The sequence below is a fragment of the Methylomonas sp. BG-2 genome (assembly GCF_057766305.1).
This window is the reverse complement of the sequence record NZ_JBYMAP010000007.1, coordinates 17,914-37,727: the sequence shown is the minus strand read 5'-3', so window position 1 is coordinate 37,727 and position 19,814 is coordinate 17,914. Positions and strand designations below refer to the sequence as shown.

At 50.9% G+C, this 19,814-nt stretch carries 17 protein-coding genes; 9 read left to right on the top strand and 8 right to left on the bottom strand.

Going from position 1 to position 19,814, the window contains the following annotated elements:
• Window positions 1-449 precede the first annotated feature (449 nt).
• From recD2 to AC3B8H_RS01540, 8 genes are all read right to left on the bottom strand, one after another.
• A complete protein-coding gene (gene recD2, locus AC3B8H_RS01575) occupies window positions 450-2,648 on the bottom strand; it encodes an SF1B family DNA helicase RecD2 (protein ID WP_488439866.1) in 2,199 nt (732 codons plus the stop codon).
• A 16-nt stretch (window positions 2,649-2,664) separates the two neighbouring features.
• Window positions 2,665-3,267 (bottom strand): 5'-deoxynucleotidase, encoded by a 603-nt coding sequence (gene yfbR / locus AC3B8H_RS01570; RefSeq protein ID WP_488439865.1) that lies wholly within the window; start codon window positions 3,265-3,267, stop codon window positions 2,665-2,667.
• Window positions 3,268-3,561: 294 nt separating this feature from the next.
• The gene (locus tag AC3B8H_RS01565) at window positions 3,562-3,885 is read right to left on the bottom strand and encodes a hypothetical protein (RefSeq protein ID WP_256611983.1); all 324 of its coding nucleotides are present in this window, start codon (window positions 3,883-3,885) and stop codon (window positions 3,562-3,564) included.
• A gap of 83 nt (window positions 3,886-3,968) precedes the next feature.
• On the bottom strand, window positions 3,969-6,290 hold the full coding sequence (locus AC3B8H_RS01560) for a heavy metal translocating P-type ATPase (RefSeq protein WP_256611982.1): 2,322 nt from the start codon (window positions 6,288-6,290) through the stop codon (window positions 3,969-3,971).
• Window positions 6,291-6,293: 3 nt separating this feature from the next.
• On the bottom strand, window positions 6,294-9,476 hold the full coding sequence (locus AC3B8H_RS01555; RefSeq protein ID WP_488439864.1) for a CusA/CzcA family heavy metal efflux RND transporter: 3,183 nt from the start codon (window positions 9,474-9,476) through the stop codon (window positions 6,294-6,296).
• Window positions 9,477-9,494: 18 nt separating this feature from the next.
• The gene (locus AC3B8H_RS01550; protein ID WP_488439863.1) at window positions 9,495-11,042 is read right to left on the bottom strand and encodes an efflux RND transporter periplasmic adaptor subunit; all 1,548 of its coding nucleotides are present in this window, start codon (window positions 11,040-11,042) and stop codon (window positions 9,495-9,497) included.
• Window positions 11,039-12,400: a TolC family protein gene (locus tag AC3B8H_RS01545; protein WP_488439862.1), complete on the bottom strand. Its 1,362-nt coding sequence runs from the start codon at window positions 12,398-12,400 to the stop codon at window positions 11,039-11,041. Before AC3B8H_RS01545 ends, AC3B8H_RS01550 begins: the two co-directional genes overlap by 4 nt.
• A gap of 90 nt (window positions 12,401-12,490) precedes the next feature.
• Window positions 12,491-12,946, bottom strand: a complete 456-nt coding sequence (locus AC3B8H_RS01540) for a hypothetical protein (protein ID WP_488439861.1) — start codon at window positions 12,944-12,946, stop codon at window positions 12,491-12,493.
• Window positions 12,947-13,213: 267 nt separating this feature from the next.
• Between AC3B8H_RS01540 and AC3B8H_RS01535 the strand changes: the two genes are divergently transcribed.
• The 9 genes from AC3B8H_RS01535 (at window position 13,214) to AC3B8H_RS01495 (ending at window position 19,808) form a co-directional block, all read left to right on the top strand.
• Window positions 13,214-13,483, top strand: coding sequence for a helix-turn-helix domain-containing protein (locus AC3B8H_RS01535; protein WP_488439860.1), 270 nt, complete (start codon window positions 13,214-13,216; stop codon window positions 13,481-13,483).
• A complete protein-coding gene (locus AC3B8H_RS01530) occupies window positions 13,480-13,707 on the top strand; it encodes a hypothetical protein (protein WP_054758235.1) in 228 nt (75 codons plus the stop codon). Before AC3B8H_RS01535 ends, AC3B8H_RS01530 begins: the two co-directional genes overlap by 4 nt.
• A gap of 251 nt (window positions 13,708-13,958) precedes the next feature.
• Window positions 13,959-15,038, top strand: coding sequence for an IS481 family transposase (locus tag AC3B8H_RS01525; RefSeq protein WP_488439859.1), 1,080 nt, complete (start codon window positions 13,959-13,961; stop codon window positions 15,036-15,038).
• Between the two features lie 144 nt (window positions 15,039-15,182).
• Window positions 15,183-15,731: a hypothetical protein gene (locus AC3B8H_RS01520; protein WP_488439858.1), complete on the top strand. Its 549-nt coding sequence runs from the start codon at window positions 15,183-15,185 to the stop codon at window positions 15,729-15,731.
• 56 nt (window positions 15,732-15,787) lie between these two features.
• On the top strand, window positions 15,788-16,096 hold the full coding sequence (locus tag AC3B8H_RS01515) for an integration host factor subunit beta (RefSeq protein WP_488439857.1): 309 nt from the start codon (window positions 15,788-15,790) through the stop codon (window positions 16,094-16,096).
• 457 nt (window positions 16,097-16,553) lie between these two features.
• On the top strand, window positions 16,554-16,835 hold the full coding sequence (traL, locus tag AC3B8H_RS01510; protein WP_255187177.1) for a type IV conjugative transfer system protein TraL: 282 nt from the start codon (window positions 16,554-16,556) through the stop codon (window positions 16,833-16,835).
• Window positions 16,832-17,443, top strand: a complete 612-nt coding sequence (locus tag AC3B8H_RS01505; RefSeq protein ID WP_488439856.1) for a TraE/TraK family type IV conjugative transfer system protein — start codon at window positions 16,832-16,834, stop codon at window positions 17,441-17,443. The genes traL and AC3B8H_RS01505 overlap by 4 nt, the downstream gene beginning before the upstream one ends.
• On the top strand, window positions 17,440-18,429 hold the full coding sequence (locus AC3B8H_RS01500) for a TraK protein (RefSeq protein ID WP_488439855.1): 990 nt from the start codon (window positions 17,440-17,442) through the stop codon (window positions 18,427-18,429). The genes AC3B8H_RS01505 and AC3B8H_RS01500 overlap by 4 nt, the downstream gene beginning before the upstream one ends.
• Window positions 18,429-19,808, top strand: a complete 1,380-nt coding sequence (locus AC3B8H_RS01495) for a TraB/VirB10 family protein (protein ID WP_488439854.1) — start codon at window positions 18,429-18,431, stop codon at window positions 19,806-19,808. Before AC3B8H_RS01500 ends, AC3B8H_RS01495 begins: the two co-directional genes overlap by 1 nt.
• The last annotated feature ends 6 nt before the right edge of the window (window positions 19,809-19,814 follow it).

Sequence of the window (19,814 nt, the reverse complement as noted above, 5' to 3'; positions counted from 1 at the left end):
GCCCTTGTTTCATCGCTAGTTAGTATTCAGGCTAGTTCCACAAATAACGACAATGCGAAGGAAATAGAAATTGATAAGACTCATCTTGAGTTGATTAAAGAAGTCTTAAATGCTATTGCTAAAAAAATATAAATTAAATTCATGGGGTCGTAGTAAATATCAATTTGCCTGGTGGAATTGGGTAACAGAAACCGGAATCAGAAATGCGGCGAATTTCGGGATTAGGGTTTTGACGGCCTGGGAACTTAAATGAAACGGAGTCCCTGGGTACAGAGGCTCGGAATAAAAGCAAGGCTAGACTAACTTCTTGCTGTTGCACCGGATTCCGCTACGCTCCTCTGCTGAATGTAGCCAATTAATGACTGCTCCCGGGACCTTTTCTGCTATTGATTTAATAAGCTTGGCAGTCAGCAAATGGCCGTTCTCGACAAATTCAACCTTAACAATAGTCACGCAACATTGTTCAGCCTGGCCGCCAAATGAGTGATCCTGCGCTGTGATTGCTGATTCTTGACAGCCATCGCCAGCGCTTTGGGTTGGGCAATCACGACGACCAGTTGTTTGCCGCGCGTGACGCCGGTATACAGCAGATTGCGTTCCAGCAGCATAAAGTGCTGCATGGCCATCGGAATGACCACCACGGGATATTCGGAGCCTTGCGATTTGTGCACACTGGTGGCATAAGCCAGCGAAATTTCGTCCAAATCGCTGAATTCGTAGTCTACCTCCCGATCATCGAATAGGATCTTGACCTGGCTGTCCTCAAGATCAATGGATTTGATCACGCCAATGTCGCCGTTGAACACGTCCTTGTCGTAGTTGTTGATCCGCTGAATCACCTTATCACCCGGCGCATAAGTATTGCCAAAACGGGTAATCTTCGGTTCGCTGTGTCCGTTTAACCGAGCTTGCAATTCGATGTTCAACGACCGCGCCCCTAGGCCGCCACGATTCATGGGCGTCAGGATTTGCACGTCATTGACTGGATGAAAGTGGAATCGCTGCGGAATCCGTTCGAGGACGACTTGCATCAATTTAGCGAAAATTTCCTCGGGTGTTTCAGCGTATAGACAATAAAAATCGCTAAGAGCTTCAGTCTTATCCACTACCGGCATTTGCCCGTGGTTAATCCGGTGCGCATTAGTAATGATTTTGGAGGTACTGGCCTGGCGGAAAATCTCGGTCAGACGTACGGTGGCAATTTGCCCGGAATCGATGATATCTGCCAGCACGGATCCAGGACCGACCGACGGTAATTGATCAACATCACCGACAATTAAAACCGCAGCCTCCGTCGGTATGGCCTTTAACAGCTGATTCATCAGCACCACGTCCATCATCGACGACTCATCGATCACTAAGCAATCGAGATCCAACGGGTTTTCGTCATTATGCTTGAACGCGAACTGCGTCGGATCAAACTCCAGTAGACGATGCACCGTTTTTGCTTCCATGCCAGTCGATTCCGCTAAGCGTTTTGCCGCTCGTCCCGTCGGCGCACACAAACCAATCCTAACGCGCTTCGCTTTGAGAATCTTGAGCAGACTGTTGACCAACGTGGTTTTACCGACACCGGGACCGCCAGTGATCACCGAGACTTTATGCTGGAGTACCAATCGAACGGCAGCCGCTTGCGACTGCGACAAGGTCATGCCGGTTTGCTCTTCCACCCAGGGTATGGCTTTTTCCGCGTCAATCACACCCCACGGCGTATTACCTTGATTTAATCGGTTCAGGTTGGCGGCACAACCGATTTCAGCGCGATGCAAAGGCGTCAGAAAAATGAATTCGTCGCTGCCGTCGATTTCGGCGATCAAATTGCCTTCGGTTAATTCCGCCGCGATCGCTTGGTCGATAATCGGTAATGGAATTTCCAGTAGTTTCGCCGCCATTTCGCAAAGGTTGCTGCGAATCGCGGCGCAATGGCCTTCGCCGGACCATTCCTGCAAGACATGCCTGACTCCTGCTTGGGCACGCAGCAGCGATTGCGGGCCGATGCCCAACTTCTGAGCCAGCGTGTCAGCCGTTTTAAAGCCGATGCCGTGAATATCCAGTGCCAGGCGATAGGGATTTTCTCGCACTTTCTCGATGGCCTGCTCGCCGTAGGTTTTGTAAATGCGCACCGAACGCGAGGTGCCGACACCATGCGATTGCAGAAAGACCATGATCTCCCTAATCACTTTCTGTTCAGCCCAAGCACTGGTCACACGCTCCTGGCGTTTCTTACCAATCCCCGGTAATTCCAACAGACGCACGGGTGCTTGCTCAATAACATCGAACACCTGCTCACCGAAGGCCTTGACCAGCTTTTTGGCAAAATGGGGACCGATACCTTTGACCATCCCGGAGCCGAGGTATTTTTCGATGCCGTCCAACGTGGTCGGCGGCACGATTTTTAACGAGATGGTTTTGAATTGCTGGCCGTGTTGGCGATCATTGACCCAGCAACCCAGGCATTCGATGTATTCACCCGCTGTGACACTAGCGGCCGAACCGATCACGGTAATCAGTTCCCGATAACCTTTGACCTTGACCCGTAACACGCAAAATCCCGAGGCCTCGCTATGGAACGTCACGCGCTCGATGGAGCCGTGTAGTTTCTCAACAGGGTTGTCGGCAGAATGTGATGGGCTGGGTTGGAAATCCATGCTAAGTTCGCTATCCCTAGCGTTTTTTCATCAAGTCATCGAGTGTCAGGCCGCAGTTAGCCGCGAAGGACAACATAAAAAATCTGACCTCAGGCTGATCCATTGCTTCAATATCCCGTTCGAGTTGTTCGGCAGCCATTTCAAATTCAGCATTGCCGGCTTTCAATTCGGCTTGGCATTTCAGGTAGGCGGATATCTTGTCAGCCGCTTTGATGATTTTCTGATGCGCTTCAGACATTTGCTGGTGATCGATCAGAGCCCGGAAATCGGGTTGTAATGCTTCAGGCAGCAGATTTAATAACTCTTGTTCCGCTTGCTGCTCGATTTGCTTGTAGGCACCGAGAATGGCGGGTGAATGGTATTTGATGGGTGTGGGCATATCACCCGTAATGACTTCAGTGACGTCATGGTAAAGGGCCGCGGTTGCCACGGCATTGGCATCGACCTGTCCTTCAAAATAGCGGTTTTTGATGAGCGCCAAGGTATGGGCAATGACAGCCACTTCCCAGCTGTGTTCCATGACATTTTCTTCGTGGGCGTTGCGTTTTAGCCCCCAGCGTTTTATCCATCTCAAGCGCGAAAGGTAGGCATAAAAATTCGAACTAATCGATGTTGACATGGGGTTCAGAAATCCTAGGTTTGTTTAAAGCAGATTAAAACACTGCAACGCAATAGCCTTAATCTTACTGCCGCTGAATTGTTATCCCCAAATTCTGTTGCTTCTCCCTAAGTTATGTCGGGTAACACAAAAAGTGAAAAATGGTCGATTGATTTTGAAGTGATTTTCCATTATTCGTGGCACACATCACACCCACTTGCGACACAAATAATGAAATATTCCGGATTTTGCGCCACAAATATTGAAATATTTCCCGTCTAAAAAATCTGGAAATAGTGGTTAGATTTCGGACGACTAATGATTCGCTTCCCGCAACATTTCTGCCATGTCCCGGTTTGCAGTAACGGCCTGCTGGTAAAGATCAATCACTTCTTGGCTGTGTGCTTTGAGATCGTTCGCATGTCTACCGTACACATAGCGTTGTGACTCAAATTGATTGAGAAATTTTTTATGTTCTTCAATCTTGGTCTGTAATTCGTTCGCTTCGTCTTCGAAGTGCTTCGCTAGTGCTACATGCTGAATGTTCAGGTCGGTGTCCATGGCATGGGGCTCTATGAAGCTACAAGCGGATAATAGGAACTCAGCTAAAACTAAAGGAATCAGTGATTTTAATTTCACGGTTATCTCCAAAGGTATCTTGAAATGGTAATGTCTAGGCGCTTTGACGATGTTAAAGCGGTCTTTAATTAAGTTCAGGCCATTTAAAAAGCCGTATTTTTGGGATGAAGTAATCTTAATCCGTTGGCTACGACCAATAAAGAAGCGCCCATATCGGCAGCAATGGCTTCCCATAAGGTAGCCACACCGGCAAAGGCTAAAACGGCGAACGCAGCCTTGACCGTCAGTGCAAACGTAATATTTTGTCGAATAATAGCCAGTGTTCTTTTTGAATGCCCAATCAGCCAAGGCAGTTTGGAAAGGTCGTCGCCCATCAAGGCGATATCCGCTGTTTCGATGGCCGCAGCAGAACCCAGCACGCCCATGGCTATCCCCAAATTAGCACGTCCCAGCGCCGGTGCATCGTTGACACCGTCCCCGATCATCGCTACCTGTCCGTATTTTTCGACCATTTGACTGACGATCTCCACTTTATCGGCGGGCAACAATTCGGCATGTATCTCATCAATACCAATTTGGGCCGCAATGTTATTGGCCGTCACTCGATTATCACCGGTCAACATCACCAGGTGTTGGATTCCTGTTTGTCTCAACGCCTGCAAAATTGACTTAATATTGGCCCGTGGTTGATCAGCAACGGCAATGAGACCGCAAATATGCCGATCATTGCCAATGGCAATCACGGTTTGCCCTGTTTGTTCAAGGGCAATTGCTTTTTCACTGATTTCCGGGATTTCCTGACTACGTTCCAATAAATAGCGGCGCGATCCCAGCCAGAAATCCGTGCCATTAAATACTCCGGTGACACCTTTACCCGGTAGAACCGTCACATTGTCTGCGCTGGCCACGTTGATACCGTGTTGTTCCGTATAGCGTAAAATGGCTTTTGCCAACGGATGATTGCTTCGTGCTTCAAGTGCGGCAGCGCGGCTTAAAAGTTCTTCTTCGGTATGACTATTGAATGGATAAACACCGGTTACTATGGGCTCACCAGAAGTCAGTGTGCCGGTTTTATCAAAGGCAATCGCATGAAGATGAGCAGGTGTTTCAATATAAATACCACCTTTGATTAGAATGCCTTGTCGGGCTGCACATGCCAATGCCGCGACAATACTGACCGGTGTCGAAATGACTAATGCACAGGGACAGGCGATGACTAGCAACACCAAGGCGTGATAAAACCATTCGCTCCAGGCCCCGTCGAAAAATAACGGTGGAATGATGCACATGGTCAACGCCACCAGCATTACTGCCGGGGTATAAATACGCGCAAATTTCTCCACCCATTGCTCGACTTCGGCTCGTTTACCATGGGCTTCGCCCACCAGACGGGTAATCTGCGCCAAGGTGGTATCCGAAACCAGCTTGGTGGATCGGATTTCCAATGTTCCTTCAACATTAATGCTTCCGGCAAACACCTCGTCACCCACTTGTTTGGCAACCGGCATGCTTTCACCGGTAATCGGCGCCTGATTGACTGAACTGAAACCGGCAATTACGTTGCCATCCAGGGGGATTTTAGCCCCAGGCGCTAATATGAAACGGGTCCCTATGCTGACTTCTGCGGCAGGTACCACGCATTCCTGGCCGGCTTCATCCTTGATCGTCACCGTCGATGGGGCTAAATCCAGTAAGGCTTCTACGGCATGCCGGGCACGGCCAATACTCCAGCTCTCAATCGCCAGAGACAACGCAAACAGAAAACTGACCGTTGCTGCTTCAAACCATTCATCAATGAACATCGCACCGATAACCGCAATCGTCATCAGCAAATTCATATCCGCCCGTAAGCGTTTCAAGGCATAAAACGCTTTCACAATCACATGCCGCGCACCGCAAGCCACCGCTAAACCAAAGGCGATTTTTTCAGGCAAAGGCATCGCCTGCTGAGCATGAGCATTTAGTAAGCTATACAGATAGCGAGTAACCACGTCCCATTGCAGAGTTCCGCTTTTTGCCGAGCTGAAAACGGTTTGAATATCCACAAAGCCGCCGGCTATGGCGATATGAATCAGCATGCCCGTCAGGATAAATACACCGCTAAGTACGGTATAAACGGTCTTCGAACGGTGAAGTTGTTTGGCATCGGCATCGACCTGACCGGACTGCCAACGAGCCGCCTGCATGCCTGTTGCCGCTACGGCTTTGATGATGGTTTTTTCAGTCACAAGCTCGGCATCAGGCAACAACGTCATACGACCGTTTAAAACATCAAAGGCCAGCTTGTCACTCCCCCCCACGAGCGGGCCTATCGCGCTTTTCAACGTGGCGACCTCTTCGGCGCAATCCAGTCCCTCGATTTTGAACGTCATCCCACTCGACGAGTTTAATGGCGTTGTTTGGTGGTTATCCGGTTTTTCGCCGGGACAACAACAGGTTTTTTCTGATGACTTGCAGGTATTCATCGTTTAATCCTCATGGGAATCAATCTGCGGTATTCCCGGTATCATGGGATTTATTGGTTGGTCTTGGCGATGCGCGAACCAGTAGAGAATGGGTAATACCAATAATGTCAGCATCGTTGACGAGAGAATGCCGCCGATCACCACGGTGGCTAGCGGGCGCTGTACCTCTGCGCCGGTACCAGTGGCAATAGCCATTGGCACGAAACCAAACGAGGCCACCAATGCGGTCATCAACACTGGTCTAAGACGGGTCAGCGCGCCCTCAACAATCGCTTTATCCAGTGACATGCCTTCGTCGCGCAAACCACGAATAAAGGCAATCATCACCAATCCGTTCAATACCGCCACACCCGACAAGGCGATGAAGCCGATTGCCGCCGAAATCGACATCGGAATATCGCGCAACCAAAGTGCGACCAAGCCGCCGGTCAACGCAAAGGGGATGCCACTGAAGACCAGTAAACCGTCCTTGGCATTGCCAAACATCATGAACAGGAGTGTGAAAACCAGGATTAATGCTACAGGTACCACAATTTGTAAGCGATGGGCCGCCGATTGCAACTGTTCAAACTGTCCGCCCCAACTTGTCCAATAACCGGATGGAATTTTGATTTTCTGTTGCAGCTTTTGTTCGGCCTCGGCAACAAAGGAGCCAATGTCGCGGCCTCGCACGTTGGTACTGATGACGATTCGGCGTTTGCCGTTTTCGCGGCTGATTTGATTAGGGCCGGGAGCCATTTCCAGGCTGGCTACTTCGGCCAGTGGGATATAATTGGTTCGTCCATCTCGGTTTTGCCCCTGCGGCAATGGGATCGGCAAGCGGTTGATGGCATCCAGATTGCTGCGCAGGTTATCTGGCAGTCGCACGATAATGTCGAAACGCCGGTCGCCCTCAAATAAGGTGCCCGCTTCGGTGCCACCAATCGCAGTTGCTACTGCATCCTGCACATCGCCCACGTTTAAGCCGTAGCGCGAAGTTTTATCCCGGTCGATATTGAGTGTCAGCATCGGCAAGCCGGTAGTTTGCTCGACTTTCACTTCGGATGCACCGGGAATCGCCTCCATGACCGCTGAAATTTCAGTCGCCGTGTCATTCAATACATCCATATCATCGCCAAACACTTTAACGGCAACGTCGCTACGCACCCCTGAAATCAGTTCGTTGAAGCGCAACTGGATAGGCTGGGAAAACTCGTAGAGGTTGCCAGGTAGTTTGTTGGCTGCCGCTTGTATTGCTGCCAACAGGTCGTTTCTTGATTCATCGGGATCAGGCCATTGCTCGCGTGGCTTGAGCATGATGTAACCATCTGAGATATTCGGCGGCATAGGGTCGGAGGCGATTTCAGCCGTACCGGTTCGTGCAAATATTCGCTCGATTTCGGGAAATTGCAGCTTCAGAGCCTGTTCAATCTGTTGCTGCATGGCGACCGATTGCGACAAACTTGTACCAGGAATACGCATTGCCTGAATGGCGAAATCGCCTTCATTCAAGCTCGGCACAAACTCGCTGCCCATCCGCGTCGCCAACAAGCCCGACAGAATCACCGCAACCACCGCAAGCGTGAGTATCACCGGTTTGTTGCTCATGACGCTATCCAGTACCGGCGCATAGATACGCTTGGCACTCAGCATCACCACATTTTCCCTTTCGGCGACTTTATCGCCGATAAACAGTGCCACAGCCGCCGGAATAAAGGTCACCGACAATATCATGGCCCCCACCAGAGCAATGACCACCGTGAACGCCATCGGGTGAAACATTTTGCCTTCCACCCCGGTCAGCGCGAAGATGGGCAAATACACGACCATGATGATCAGCTGACCAAATAACAGTGCTCGCCGCGCTTCTTTCGAGGCCGTAAACACTTCATGAAAACGTTCACTACGTGTTAGTGAACGCCCCTGATGCTCCTGAGCGTGGGCCAGCCGCCGCACACAGTTTTCGACAATCACCACCGCACCGTCGATAATCACACCAAAATCGAGCGCCCCCAGACTCATCAAGTTGGCGCTGACCTGATACGTCACCATGCCGGTGAAGGTGAACAGCATCGACAACGGTATGACCATTGCTGTAATGATGGCTGCACGAATATTGCCCAGGAACAGGAACAGAATCACAATGACTAGAATCGCCCCTTCGGTTAAGTTCTTCTTGACCGTATTGATGGCTTTATCGACCAATACCGTTCGGTCATAGACAGTCACAGCCTGCACCCCTTCTGGCAATGTGCGGTTAATTTCCGCCATCTTTTTGTCGACCGCTTGCGAGACGGCACGGCTATTCTGGCCGATCAGCATGAAAACCGTACCCAACACCATTTCTCGGCCATTTTCGGTGGCGGCGCCAGTGCGTAGTTCCCGACCGATTTCGACCTCGCCGACATCGCGAATACGAATAGGCACGCCCTGGACATTACCCAGAATGATATTGCGAATATCGTCTATCGAATGCACTTGGCCCGGCGCACGAATCAGATATTGTTCGCCATGCTTTTCGATGTAACCGGCACCGACATTATTGTTGTTACGATCCAGCGCGGTGACGATGTCTTTCAAAGTCATGCCATAGGAGGCGAGTTTTTCCGGAATCGGTGCCACCTGATATTGTTTGGCGTAGCCGCCAATGGAATTGATTTCGGTGACCCCCGGCACGTTGCGCAGTTGCGGTTTGATAATCCAGTCCTGGATTTCACGTAGATCGGTCGCGGTGTAAGGCGAACCGTCCGGCTTTTTGGCACCTTCTTTGGCTTCGACTATCCAGAGATAAATTTCCCCGAGACCGGTGGAAATGGGGCCCATCGCCGGCGTAATACCGGCAGGCAGTTTATCCTTGGCTTCTTGAATACGTTGATTCACCAATTGCCGAGCAAAATAAACATCGGTGCCATCCTGGAAAATCACCGTGACCTGCGATAAGCCGTAACGCGAAAGCGACCGGGTTTGTTCCAGATGCGGCAAACCCGCCATAACGGTTTCGATGGGATAAGTAATCCGCTGTTCGGTTTCCAAAGGCGAATAACCCGGTGCCGTGGTATTGATTTGTACCTGAACGTTAGTGATGTCCGGCACGGCGTCAATGGGCAGAATCGAGTAATTAAAGATACCGAGCCCAGCCATACCGAGGATGGCCAGGATAACCAGCCAGCGATGCTCAATCGCTAAACGAATGATTCGTTCAAACATGATGCGAACTCCTGGAGATCAATGGGAATGCTCGGCACTACTTTTGCCTTGCTCGGATTTAAGGACGAAGCTGCCATTGGCAGCGTATTCGGTACCGGGCATGAGTCCTTTCACGATCTCGGTGACGTTGCCATCCGTTAGTCCGGTGGTCACCGGTTGAGCAATAAAGCCGCCGGGTACGCGAATAAAAATCGTCGGCTTGTTTTTGATCATCTGAATGGCATCGGCTGCAACCGCGACCGGCACTTCACTTTCCTTGGTGGGCAACTCTACCGTGATAAACAATCCAGGTCGCCAGGCCATCTGCGGATTGTCCAGCGTCACGCGAGCCGTAGCGGTGCGGGTTTGTTCGCCCATCAATGCGCCCACATAAGACAGCGTACCGGTTGCCGAAGAATCGAACGCCGTGGCCTTGATGTTGACCTGTTTGCCGACTTGCACGACATTGAGATCCTTCGCCGAGACGATAATTTCGGCCCATACGGAGGATAAATCAGTAATGGTGAAGATACTGGCATCTTCCTTGACCGCTTCTCCCATGGCAATGTGCTTCTCGACCACTATGCCATCGAACGGTGCGCGAATTTCGTAGCGGTTGAGTGCGTCGTTGCGGGCTGATACTGTCGGACTTGCGCCAAGTGCTATCAATTTCTGCTGGGCATTTTGAACGGCGATTTCCATTTCCCGCATCGCCTGTTGGGCTTGCAGGTAATCTTGCTCCGCAGAGATTTTCGCTTCCCACAAATGTTTTTCCCGAGCAAAAGTGGCACGCGCTAATTCCAGGCGCTTTTGTGCCGACAGTAACTCGCTACGCTGTTCGGACAGTGCGGTACTGGCAATCACCGCGATAACCTGACCTTGTTTGACTTGCTGGCCCAGGTTGGCGGAAATGTTCTCCACCACACCGGCTAAACGCGGTACCACATGAGACGTCTTATCTTCATTGAAGCGAATTTCACCCGGCAGGGTGACTGAGCTTATGATGCGCGCTACGTCTGCGCTCTGAATCGAGATACCGGTTTCGGCGATTTGCTGATCGGTCAAGGCTACTTTTCCTTCTGCTTTACTGAAAGAAAACTGAAACGTTTGACCATCATGCCTTGCCGTCACGTTCGCATCAAAGACATGGGGCTCGTCGATAGCCTGGATACTCTGCCAATAGGCTTTTTCAGGCTCGAACTCGATGCGCTGTTGCTCGCCGCTTGGGCGCTTCAGTTGCACGGAGAGTTGATTGGCATCTGGCTGAAGCGGTTTATCCTGATTGAATGGATAAACGCGAAAGTGCGGCTCACCACCTTCCTCGCTGAGCAGGATTTCCAATTTAAAGTCACCGGCGCTGTAAACATCGCCGCCGTGCGGGCCTTGGGCCTGCTTGGCTTCATTGGTATGTTTAGGGTCATCCTCGTCTTCAGCGCTATCGACTTTAGCCGCCGCATGGCTTTCTTCGCCATGTTCCTCGCCTTCGGGCATCGATTTATCGATGCTCAGAATAAATAAGCTGAGCAATAGGCCGATCACGATAATTGCAGCGATAGCGGTCCATTGTTTTTTGTTAATCGTGCTCATGGTGATACCTCGGGTTGGCTGTCCGCCACTGTCTCGTTCATATTACTGCCGACCAAACGTTCCACGCTGGCCACGGACTTGTGATATTCGGCCAAAGCCAGTAAATACTGATTTTTAGCGCCGAACAGGGTGCGCTGCGCATCCAGTACATCCAGAAAGCCGAACTTGCCCAGACGATAGCCTTCGTGAGCGGCGTCATAAGCACTTTGGGCGCCCGGTAAAATGTCTTGCTGCAAGGTGATAATTTCGGAATAAGCGGTATCCAGGGCTTGATAGGCAGTGTTCAATGCCGTGGTGATGCGTACCTCGGTGCTGCGCAATTCCTCTTCCGCTTTGGTCAACCGATGCTCGGCTTCTTGAATACGGCCTTGATTGCGGTCAAACACCGGCAATGGCACTGAAAATCCAACCACTAAGGCGTAATCATTGGGCATCAGATATTTACTGGCACCTACGGTCGCGGTGACATCCGGGATGGCTTTGGATTTTTCCATCGTAATGAGTGCCTGGCGTTGGGTAATTTCGGTGGCCCAACGGGCTAAATCCGGATTTTTGGAGAGGCGTTGCATCAATGAGTCCAGGGAAGCCGGTGCTTGTATGCTTTCCAAATTACCGCTCACCGCCTCAAAGCGCGGTGTTGTGCTGCCCCAGCCAGCGGCTAAACGCTTGCGAGCGGCTTCCAGTTCTTTCTGGGCACGCATCAGCTCAATTTGCACCGAAGCGCGAGCAACTTTAGCCTTGGTTTCTTCAACGGGCGATACTTTGCCGACCTGCACTCGCGCAGAGGTCGTGACCGTTGTCTGATTGGCTAATTCATGAATTTGCTGTGTTAGCGCCAAGCGCTGTTGGGCGGCTAGCACGTCAATGAAAGCCTGCGTAACTTGAGTGAGTACATCGGCTCGTTTGGTTTCGTAATCCCAATCGGCTAATTGCTTGGTCAGAGATGCCGCTTCCATGCGGGCGGTACGTTTACCGCCCAATTCAATCAATTGGCTGAGCTCCAAGGTAACGACATCGCCATCGAAGCCCTTGATGACCTGATTACCAAAGTTTGCTGCATTGGCATTGAAAGTGGGATTGGGAAACAAGCCCGCTTGGAGGGTGGCCGCTTCCTGTGCACGGCTCTCCCAGGAAAAGGCGGACAGTTCTGGGTTTTGGGTTAACGCTAAGGCCAAGGCTTGAGACAAAACCAGGGAGCCGGTCGGTTCCTCAGGAACTGACCGATTAGGATCGTTTGGAGTCAACTCGCTTAGCTGAGTGAGCGATAGCGTGCTGTTTGGCGGACTCGCGTCGACCTGACTGGTTGTGATCAATAAACACAGTGCAACGCCAAGTGGCCGCACATAATTTGAGAACATGGAAAATTTCTCCGTAGCATAGAAATAACGTCAGCACAGACACAAGTGAGTTTGTGCCATCGGCTAGTGAATTGCGGCTAGGAGAGGTGGCTAAATTAGTAAAACGGTACTGCGCAGGGCGAGCAGTCGGGAATCGGTAAACGGCGGGTCAAAAAATGCCGGCTGCCGAATAACGACTTTGGCATAAAGGACTAGCAGTGAGAGCAGGAAAAATACCGGCAAAAGTCCAATATCAATCGCTATTTTTGACAAATTTGTCAATTGTAGGGGAATGTGATCATCGCCATCGATAGGAATGTCAGTGCAAGGCGACGAGCAGGGATCAGCGTCATCGCTTGTAAAAGCATTGGTCTCATCGTTGAAACGAGTGACAGTATTTACGCTAGCGAATTGGTCTTTTCCAGTTTTCTCTACAGCAATATGACCATCAGCCCCAAAACACAGCACAAAGGCCGACACATCTCGATGGCCCAGACCAAAATGACCGAGCACAGCGAGTATCAGCACAATAGAAAGCCAAGTTTTAAAGCGGAGTAGGGTAACCATTCCTTATAAAGGATACTCGCCATCCAAAATAATTCAAGCATTTAGGAACAAACACCAGCGAGCATGACCTTGAAAGGCTGCTTGATTGTTTTAGCCGGACAGTTCTGTCGGGTTATTTCATTATTTATGGCATTAGTTTTTCAATAATTTGGCACACTTTTCATTTTTTATGTCACCCGACAAGTTAGAAACCTTGTCACGGCGTGTTATTAATTCTATCATTACAAGAATTCATCGAGATCGATTAATTTTTTATCAAAAAGACATATGATCACCTGCCGACTGTCAACGATCCTTGGATCCAAACGACTAAAAGTCGCCGACGTATGTCACGCGACCGGCATTGCGCGGGCCACGGTAGATCGCTATTACTACGATCAGGTGAAAAGTTTTGATCGTGAGGTGCTTGCCAAGTTGTGTCGCTATCTGAACGTAAAACCGGGTGATCTACTGGTATTAGTCGACCAACAAGATTTATTTGAATCGTGGGAACAGCCGATCCCATCCGGCGATCCGAAAATCAAGGGAGACGTATGATTGAACGCGAGGTGAAGGTTTTGCTTGATGCCAATGCGGTAAAGCAAGTCCAAGTTCATTATGCCGTAATGGCTCAAGGTTACATGGTGGTCATCAACGGACAACCGCTGGAAACGACGAAACGTGAAACCAAGGAATTTAAAACCTTGGACGCAGCCGCGAAACAGTTATTTAAACTCGGCATTGCGGATTTTTCAGTCAAACTAAAAACCTGTACCGGCTGACAGGGTCGAGTTATCAAACTTTTTGCTTCAAGGAATTCGAAGTGGGCGTAATCAGAAACTGCATCTTTGGCAAACAATGCGATAAAAAATGGGACGAGTTGGCTCGAACGGATAATCAGGACGTTCGCTATTGTTCAGCCTGTGAACAGAATGTTTACTTGTGCCAGGATGAATACGCTTTGGCCGAGGTGTAAAGCACAAGACTTGATCTGACATTTTGATTATAACTTGACCAAAATGGAGATTGAGATATGACCAACATCGAACAGAAAATCATCAAACCGAAGCTTGGGGTGCTAGAGTTAGCCAAGCAGCTTGGGAGCGTGAGCCAGGCCTGTAAGACGATGGGCTACAGCCGCGACAGTTTTTATCGCTTCAAGAAGCTTTACGAGAATGGCGGCGAGGAGGCTTTGCGTGAGATCAGCAAGCGCAAGCCAATTATCAAGAACCGTGTCCCCGAACATGTCGAACGGGCAGTGATTGCGCTGGCGATAGAGAATCCTGCGCTGGGTCAGCTGCGTGCCAGTCAGGAGTTATTGCAACAGGGAATTATTGTCTCCAGTGGCGGTGTACGCTCCATTTGGCTGCGGAACGATCTGGAAACCCTGAAGAAGCGGCTGAAAGCCCTGGAGGCGCGCTCGGCGCAGGAAGGCATTCTACTGACCGAAGACCAAATTGCCGCGCTGGAAAACATGAAGTCTCAAAAAGAGGCTCACGGGGAGATTGAAACCCATCACCCCGGCTATCTGGGCGCGCAGGACACCTACTTCGTCGGCACCATGAAGGGCGTTGGGCGTATTTACCAGCAGACCTTCATTGACACCTATAGCCGCGTGGCCATGGCCAAGCTTTATCTTGAGAAAACAGCCATTACCGCGGCGGATATGCTGAATGACCGCGTCATACCTTTCTTTAACGAGCAAGGTCTTGATCTGTTGCGCATCCTGACAGACCGAGGGACAGAGTATTGTGGCAAGATTGAAAACCACAGCTACCAACTCTATCTGGCGATGGAGGATGTTGACCATTCAAAAACCAAAGCCAATCATCCCCAAACCAACGGTATTTGTGAACGGTTCCATCGCACGATGAAGCAAGAGTTCTATGACATTGCCTTCAGAAAGAAAATCTATACTTCGCTGGAGGAATTACAGATTGACGTCGACCACTGGATCACCAAATACAATGAAACACGCCCACACAGCGGAAAATATTGCTACGGCAAAACGCCCATGCAAACCTTCCGTGAAGCAAAGCATTTAGCAACAGAAAAAACCATCCCGGTTGCTGAAACATCGGACAGCGCAAACAATCTGACATACGCTGAATGAGGTGTCTGTCAGATCAAGTTCTGAGTTTTACAGCCGAGGCGATCCAAGCGAATCGTTGTGTTGCTGTTGATATTGAAGAAAACGTGCGGCTTTTAGGTGAGCCATTGCCTCTCCCTTATTCCTAGGCTCATACCTCTCTGTCTCATGAGTACAACCGAAATGGAATATTTGAAATTATGCGTGGGTGAACGCTTTGATCATGACATCCCTGCGGAAGGCATGAGTATCATCCTGGCCAATGGCACGCCGTTGCTGACGTTTAATTTTTCGGCGTCTCCTCGAGAAATCCAAGCCTTTCTGAACGGGAATACTTCGTTTGCGTTATTCGCAAAAGCCGGGCTCATTTTGTTTTTATTCAAAATCGAGGGTTTTCTGGATTGGTCAGATTTGGCGTTTACCATTCATCTAGCGGGTGATGAGTCGATTGAAGAGGGTGATACTTACTTGCCTTTTAATCTGGTCTTGGTGGATCCAGTCACCAAAAGGGTTAAAGGCCTTCGCATGGTGACCGTTTCACCGGATTTCAGGTCAAGGCTGGCTGAATTGATCCGGAAACAAGCTTCAGAGCCATTCGATACGATGGCTTATTATCAAGCCATTGGCAGCCTGTACGATCAATATCCCTCTGTCAGTGATTTGCTCAAGCAGGCCGTGATCGTCGAACAGGGTGGCAAGACATTGCCAGCGCTGTAATGATCTAATCACCAACACCCACTGTTACAAATCACCGATTGGACATACACCTTAGAATGACAAAGTCTGAACTTATCGAACGCATCAGTCTTAAATTGCCGCATTTGATGCAACGCGATGTCGAATTAGCAATTGATGTAATAATTGATGCGATGATCCATCATCTGGCACGAGGCGAACGAATTGAAATTCGTGGATTTGGTGGATTCTCAGTTATCCAGCGAGCCGCTCGCATAGGGCGTAACCCCAAAACGGGCGAACAAGTGAGTTTACCTATTCGGCATACAACCCACTTCAAAGCTGGGTTGGATTTACGCGAGAGGGTAACTCTTTCAAATGACCGTTTTCCTTTGATTAGGGGCTAGGGACTGTTGCCTTGTACATGGGTAGCAAAAAGCGCAGAACAAAGCATAGCGATTTCATAATTCCATATCAATTTTCACATCGCCTCGCGATGTGCTCAGAAATGTTTCTGTCTCGAAAATACCTACTCAACGAGATAGCGATATTAGTAGAGGCATCAATCCGTCCCGTCGTTCCCGACCGTTGAATCCTATTTTCTAGGAAAGATGGGCGCACAGTCTCTCTCGAACTTGTATTCTAAACGGTTCTCCTTTTTGACAACTCTTGATCAAGAACTATTGGATGCAGTTCAATCATCACGGATGATTTTGACAATCACAGGTAATAAAAAGCGCCTGGCATCAACCATTAAGTTAAAATTCCTACACCTTCCGCAGCTGACGTCAAATTCGTCGTCAGCTGCAAAAGCACTCTTCAAATGTCCCTTCACAATAATGGCCATCCCAAGCGGAGGTCATTATGGAACCCGTTGCCATCCCCCAATCGATCGACGATCCGATCCACATTTTGCTGTGGAGCGCGGACGAGATTGTACCCTTCATGGTCAGCATGCTGACCGGCATGTTGATCGATCAGTTCATTCCTGGCTTGGCGCTTGGGTTGATTGCGGTCAAGTTTTACCGGCGTTTCCGCGATAACCGGCCTGATGGCTACACCTTGCACGCGATGTATTGGTTGGGTTTGTTGCCGAGTCGCGCCCAGACCATTCCCAATCCCTACATCCGCCGGTTCCTGCCATGAGATGGTCGGATTTTCTGCAAACCTGGGACGGCCACGAGACCGAGAACCGGTTTAGCCGCGTCATCATCATTGGCTTGCTGGTCATTTGCATGATCACTTCGCTGGCCGCCTGGCGCACCGAACGCAGCATCATCCTGGTGCCGCCGACCTTGACCCAAGAAGTCGAAGTCACCCGCAGCCAGGCATCCAGTGAGTTCAAAGAGTCCTGGGGCTTGTTCCTGGCTGAATTGCTTGGCAACACCACGCCAGCCAATGCCGACTTTTTGAAAACCGCCGTCGAGCCATTATTGGCGCCGGATATTTACCGCAGTGTCCTGGATGCCATGAGCGATCAAATCAAGGCTATCAAAATGGATCGGGTCGCGATCAGTTTCACCCCGCGTCACGTCGATTACGAAGCCGAGACCAACAAAGTCTTCGTCAGCGGCGAACTGAAAAGCCAGGGCCCCAGCTCCAAACCCGATGTCAAACCACGCACCTACGAATTCATCATCGCCATCAAAAACTATCGGCCCCGGCTGGAATACATCGACGTGTATCCGGATTCCCCCAGAACCTTGGCCCGTTTGAAAGCCACTCAAGGCCAACCGCATGAGGCTCAACCATGAAACGATTGTTGTACCCCTGGTTATTACTTTCCCTCGCCAATGGCGCTTGGGCCAGCGATGATTTACCGGTGACGGTATTACCACCGGTCACCAGCGTGGCCGAAGAGTCACCCTCATCGCCATCACAACCCGTTGTACCGTCTCAGACCGACTTAGGTATCGAGTTACCGCCGGTTGATGCCAGCGTCTTGAAAGCTGCCAAACAGCAAGCGGCAGCATCAAACGCAGCATCAAACGCAGCATCAAACACATCAATCGGTCCCCAGCATATCGCGGTTAAACCCGGCATCAACGAACTGATGCCGATTGCTGTAGGTCACTTGAATCGTCTGGTCACGCCATTCGAACATCCGGTAGTCACGACCACCAGTCAAGCCACCACTAGTACTAAAGGCAAAATCGTTTATGTCGCCACCGCCGACGAAACGCCGGTCACGCTATACATCACGCCCGGCGACAACCAGGACATCGCCCTGTCGCTCACCCTGATCCCCAAACGCATTCCGGCGCGGGAAATCCATCTCGATTTGGATAAGGAAAGTTACCAGTTGTTGAACCAGTGGCAGCGCACCGATGGCGCGAGTCGATCTTCGAGCCAACATGAACAAGCCTACATCAGCCAACTGAAAACCTTGTTTCGGGATTTGGGATTGCAAAAGACCCCAGCCGGTTATTCGCTACGCAAACCTAAACCCCAGGAGCAAATTCGCTGCCTGCAAGATCGCGTGCAGATAAAAACCGGTCAAGTTCTGGAAGGCCAGGATCGATTGATTTTGGTGGGGCTTGCCAAAAATACCGGCGGCGAGATGCTCGAGTTCGACGAACGCAGTTGCGCGACGACCCAACAAGACGTGCTCGCCGTCTCGGTCTGGCCCAACGTGGTGTTGAAACCGCAGGAAGCCACCGAGTTGTATGTCGTGGTCCGACAATCGCCAGAGGCGTCAGTCAGTTTGCGTCCCTCATTATTGAACGGAGGGCAACGGTAATGACGGTCGTTGATACCTGGTGGACACGCTTGAGTCCGACCGCCAAACGCAATCTAGCCGTCGGCGGCATCGGTACCGTGTTGTTGGCGGTCATCATCGCATTGGCCACCGTCACCCCGGAAGTCAGCAAACCGCTGAGTAAACAGGCCACCATCCAACACATCCTGACCGATAGCGATCCCCGATCGCTGGGTATCGACGGCATTTCCGCGCAATTACGCGATCTGCTGCAAAAGAACGACGAGCAAGCCCGCCGGCTGGCCGCGATCGAAGAACAACAAAAGCGAGAACAGCTATCCGACGAATTGCGTTTCAAACAATGGACCACCGCGGAGCGTGAAGCCTATGAAGCCAAACTCCAAGCGGTCACTGGTGAAGTCGAGTCGTTGAAGAACAAAGCCTCCACACCGTCAACGAGCGGCACCCCAAGCGAGGTCACTCAATCCACACTAGAACCATCTGCACTCGGAAGACCGCCAAACCGCCGCCCAAGCAACCCACCGTTCGACAACGGACAAGACGATCTCAACCGCGTCTTCGAGCAAGCGGCGATTCCTGGACCGACACCGGGCAATGCCGGCGTCTCGGGAGGACGAGCCAACAGTCAGGCGCCGACAGCGATGCAGATTCGCGTCATCCAGGAAGGCGCTGAGCAGTCTAATACTAAAGACAGGGAGGCAGCGCAAACCTCTGATCGGAGCCCCTCGAACCGCGCCCACACCAACAGCGACGTCTTCATCCCGGCCGGCAGCATTTTAACTGGCGTATTGCTGAATGGTCTGGATGCCCCGACTGGCCGCAAAGCCAAGAAAGAACCCATGCCGGTGCTGTTTCGCATCAAGAAGGAAGCCATTCTGCCCAACCGTTTCCATGCCGATGTGAGGGAGTGTTTTTTGCTGGCCGCCGGCTTTGGTGACTTAAGTGCCGAGCGGGCCTACTTTCGCGGCGAGACCTTTTCCTGTGTTCGCCAAGATGGTGGCGTGATCGAAGTACCGATGAATGCCTATGCCACCGGCGAAGACGGCAAAAACGGTGTGCGTGGCCGAGTGGTGTCCAAGCAAGGCGCCCTGCTCGCGCAATCCATGATGGCCGGATTCCTGCGCGGTTTTTCCGATGCCTTCGGACGCAATCAGATTCCGGTGCTGATGACCGGTGGAATAGGCGCGCTATCCGGCACCACACCGTTCCAAAGTGCCTTTTCCTCACAGTCGATGGAAGGCGGTGCGCTGAAAGGCGCGGGTTTCGCCATGGAACGACTGTCGCACTTTTACATGGACATGGCCGAGGAGATTTACCCGGTCATCGAAGTCGATGCCACCCGCCAGGTCAACTTCATCGTGCAAAAAGGCACGGCGTTGAAGCTGAAGTCACCGAGCTAATTCATT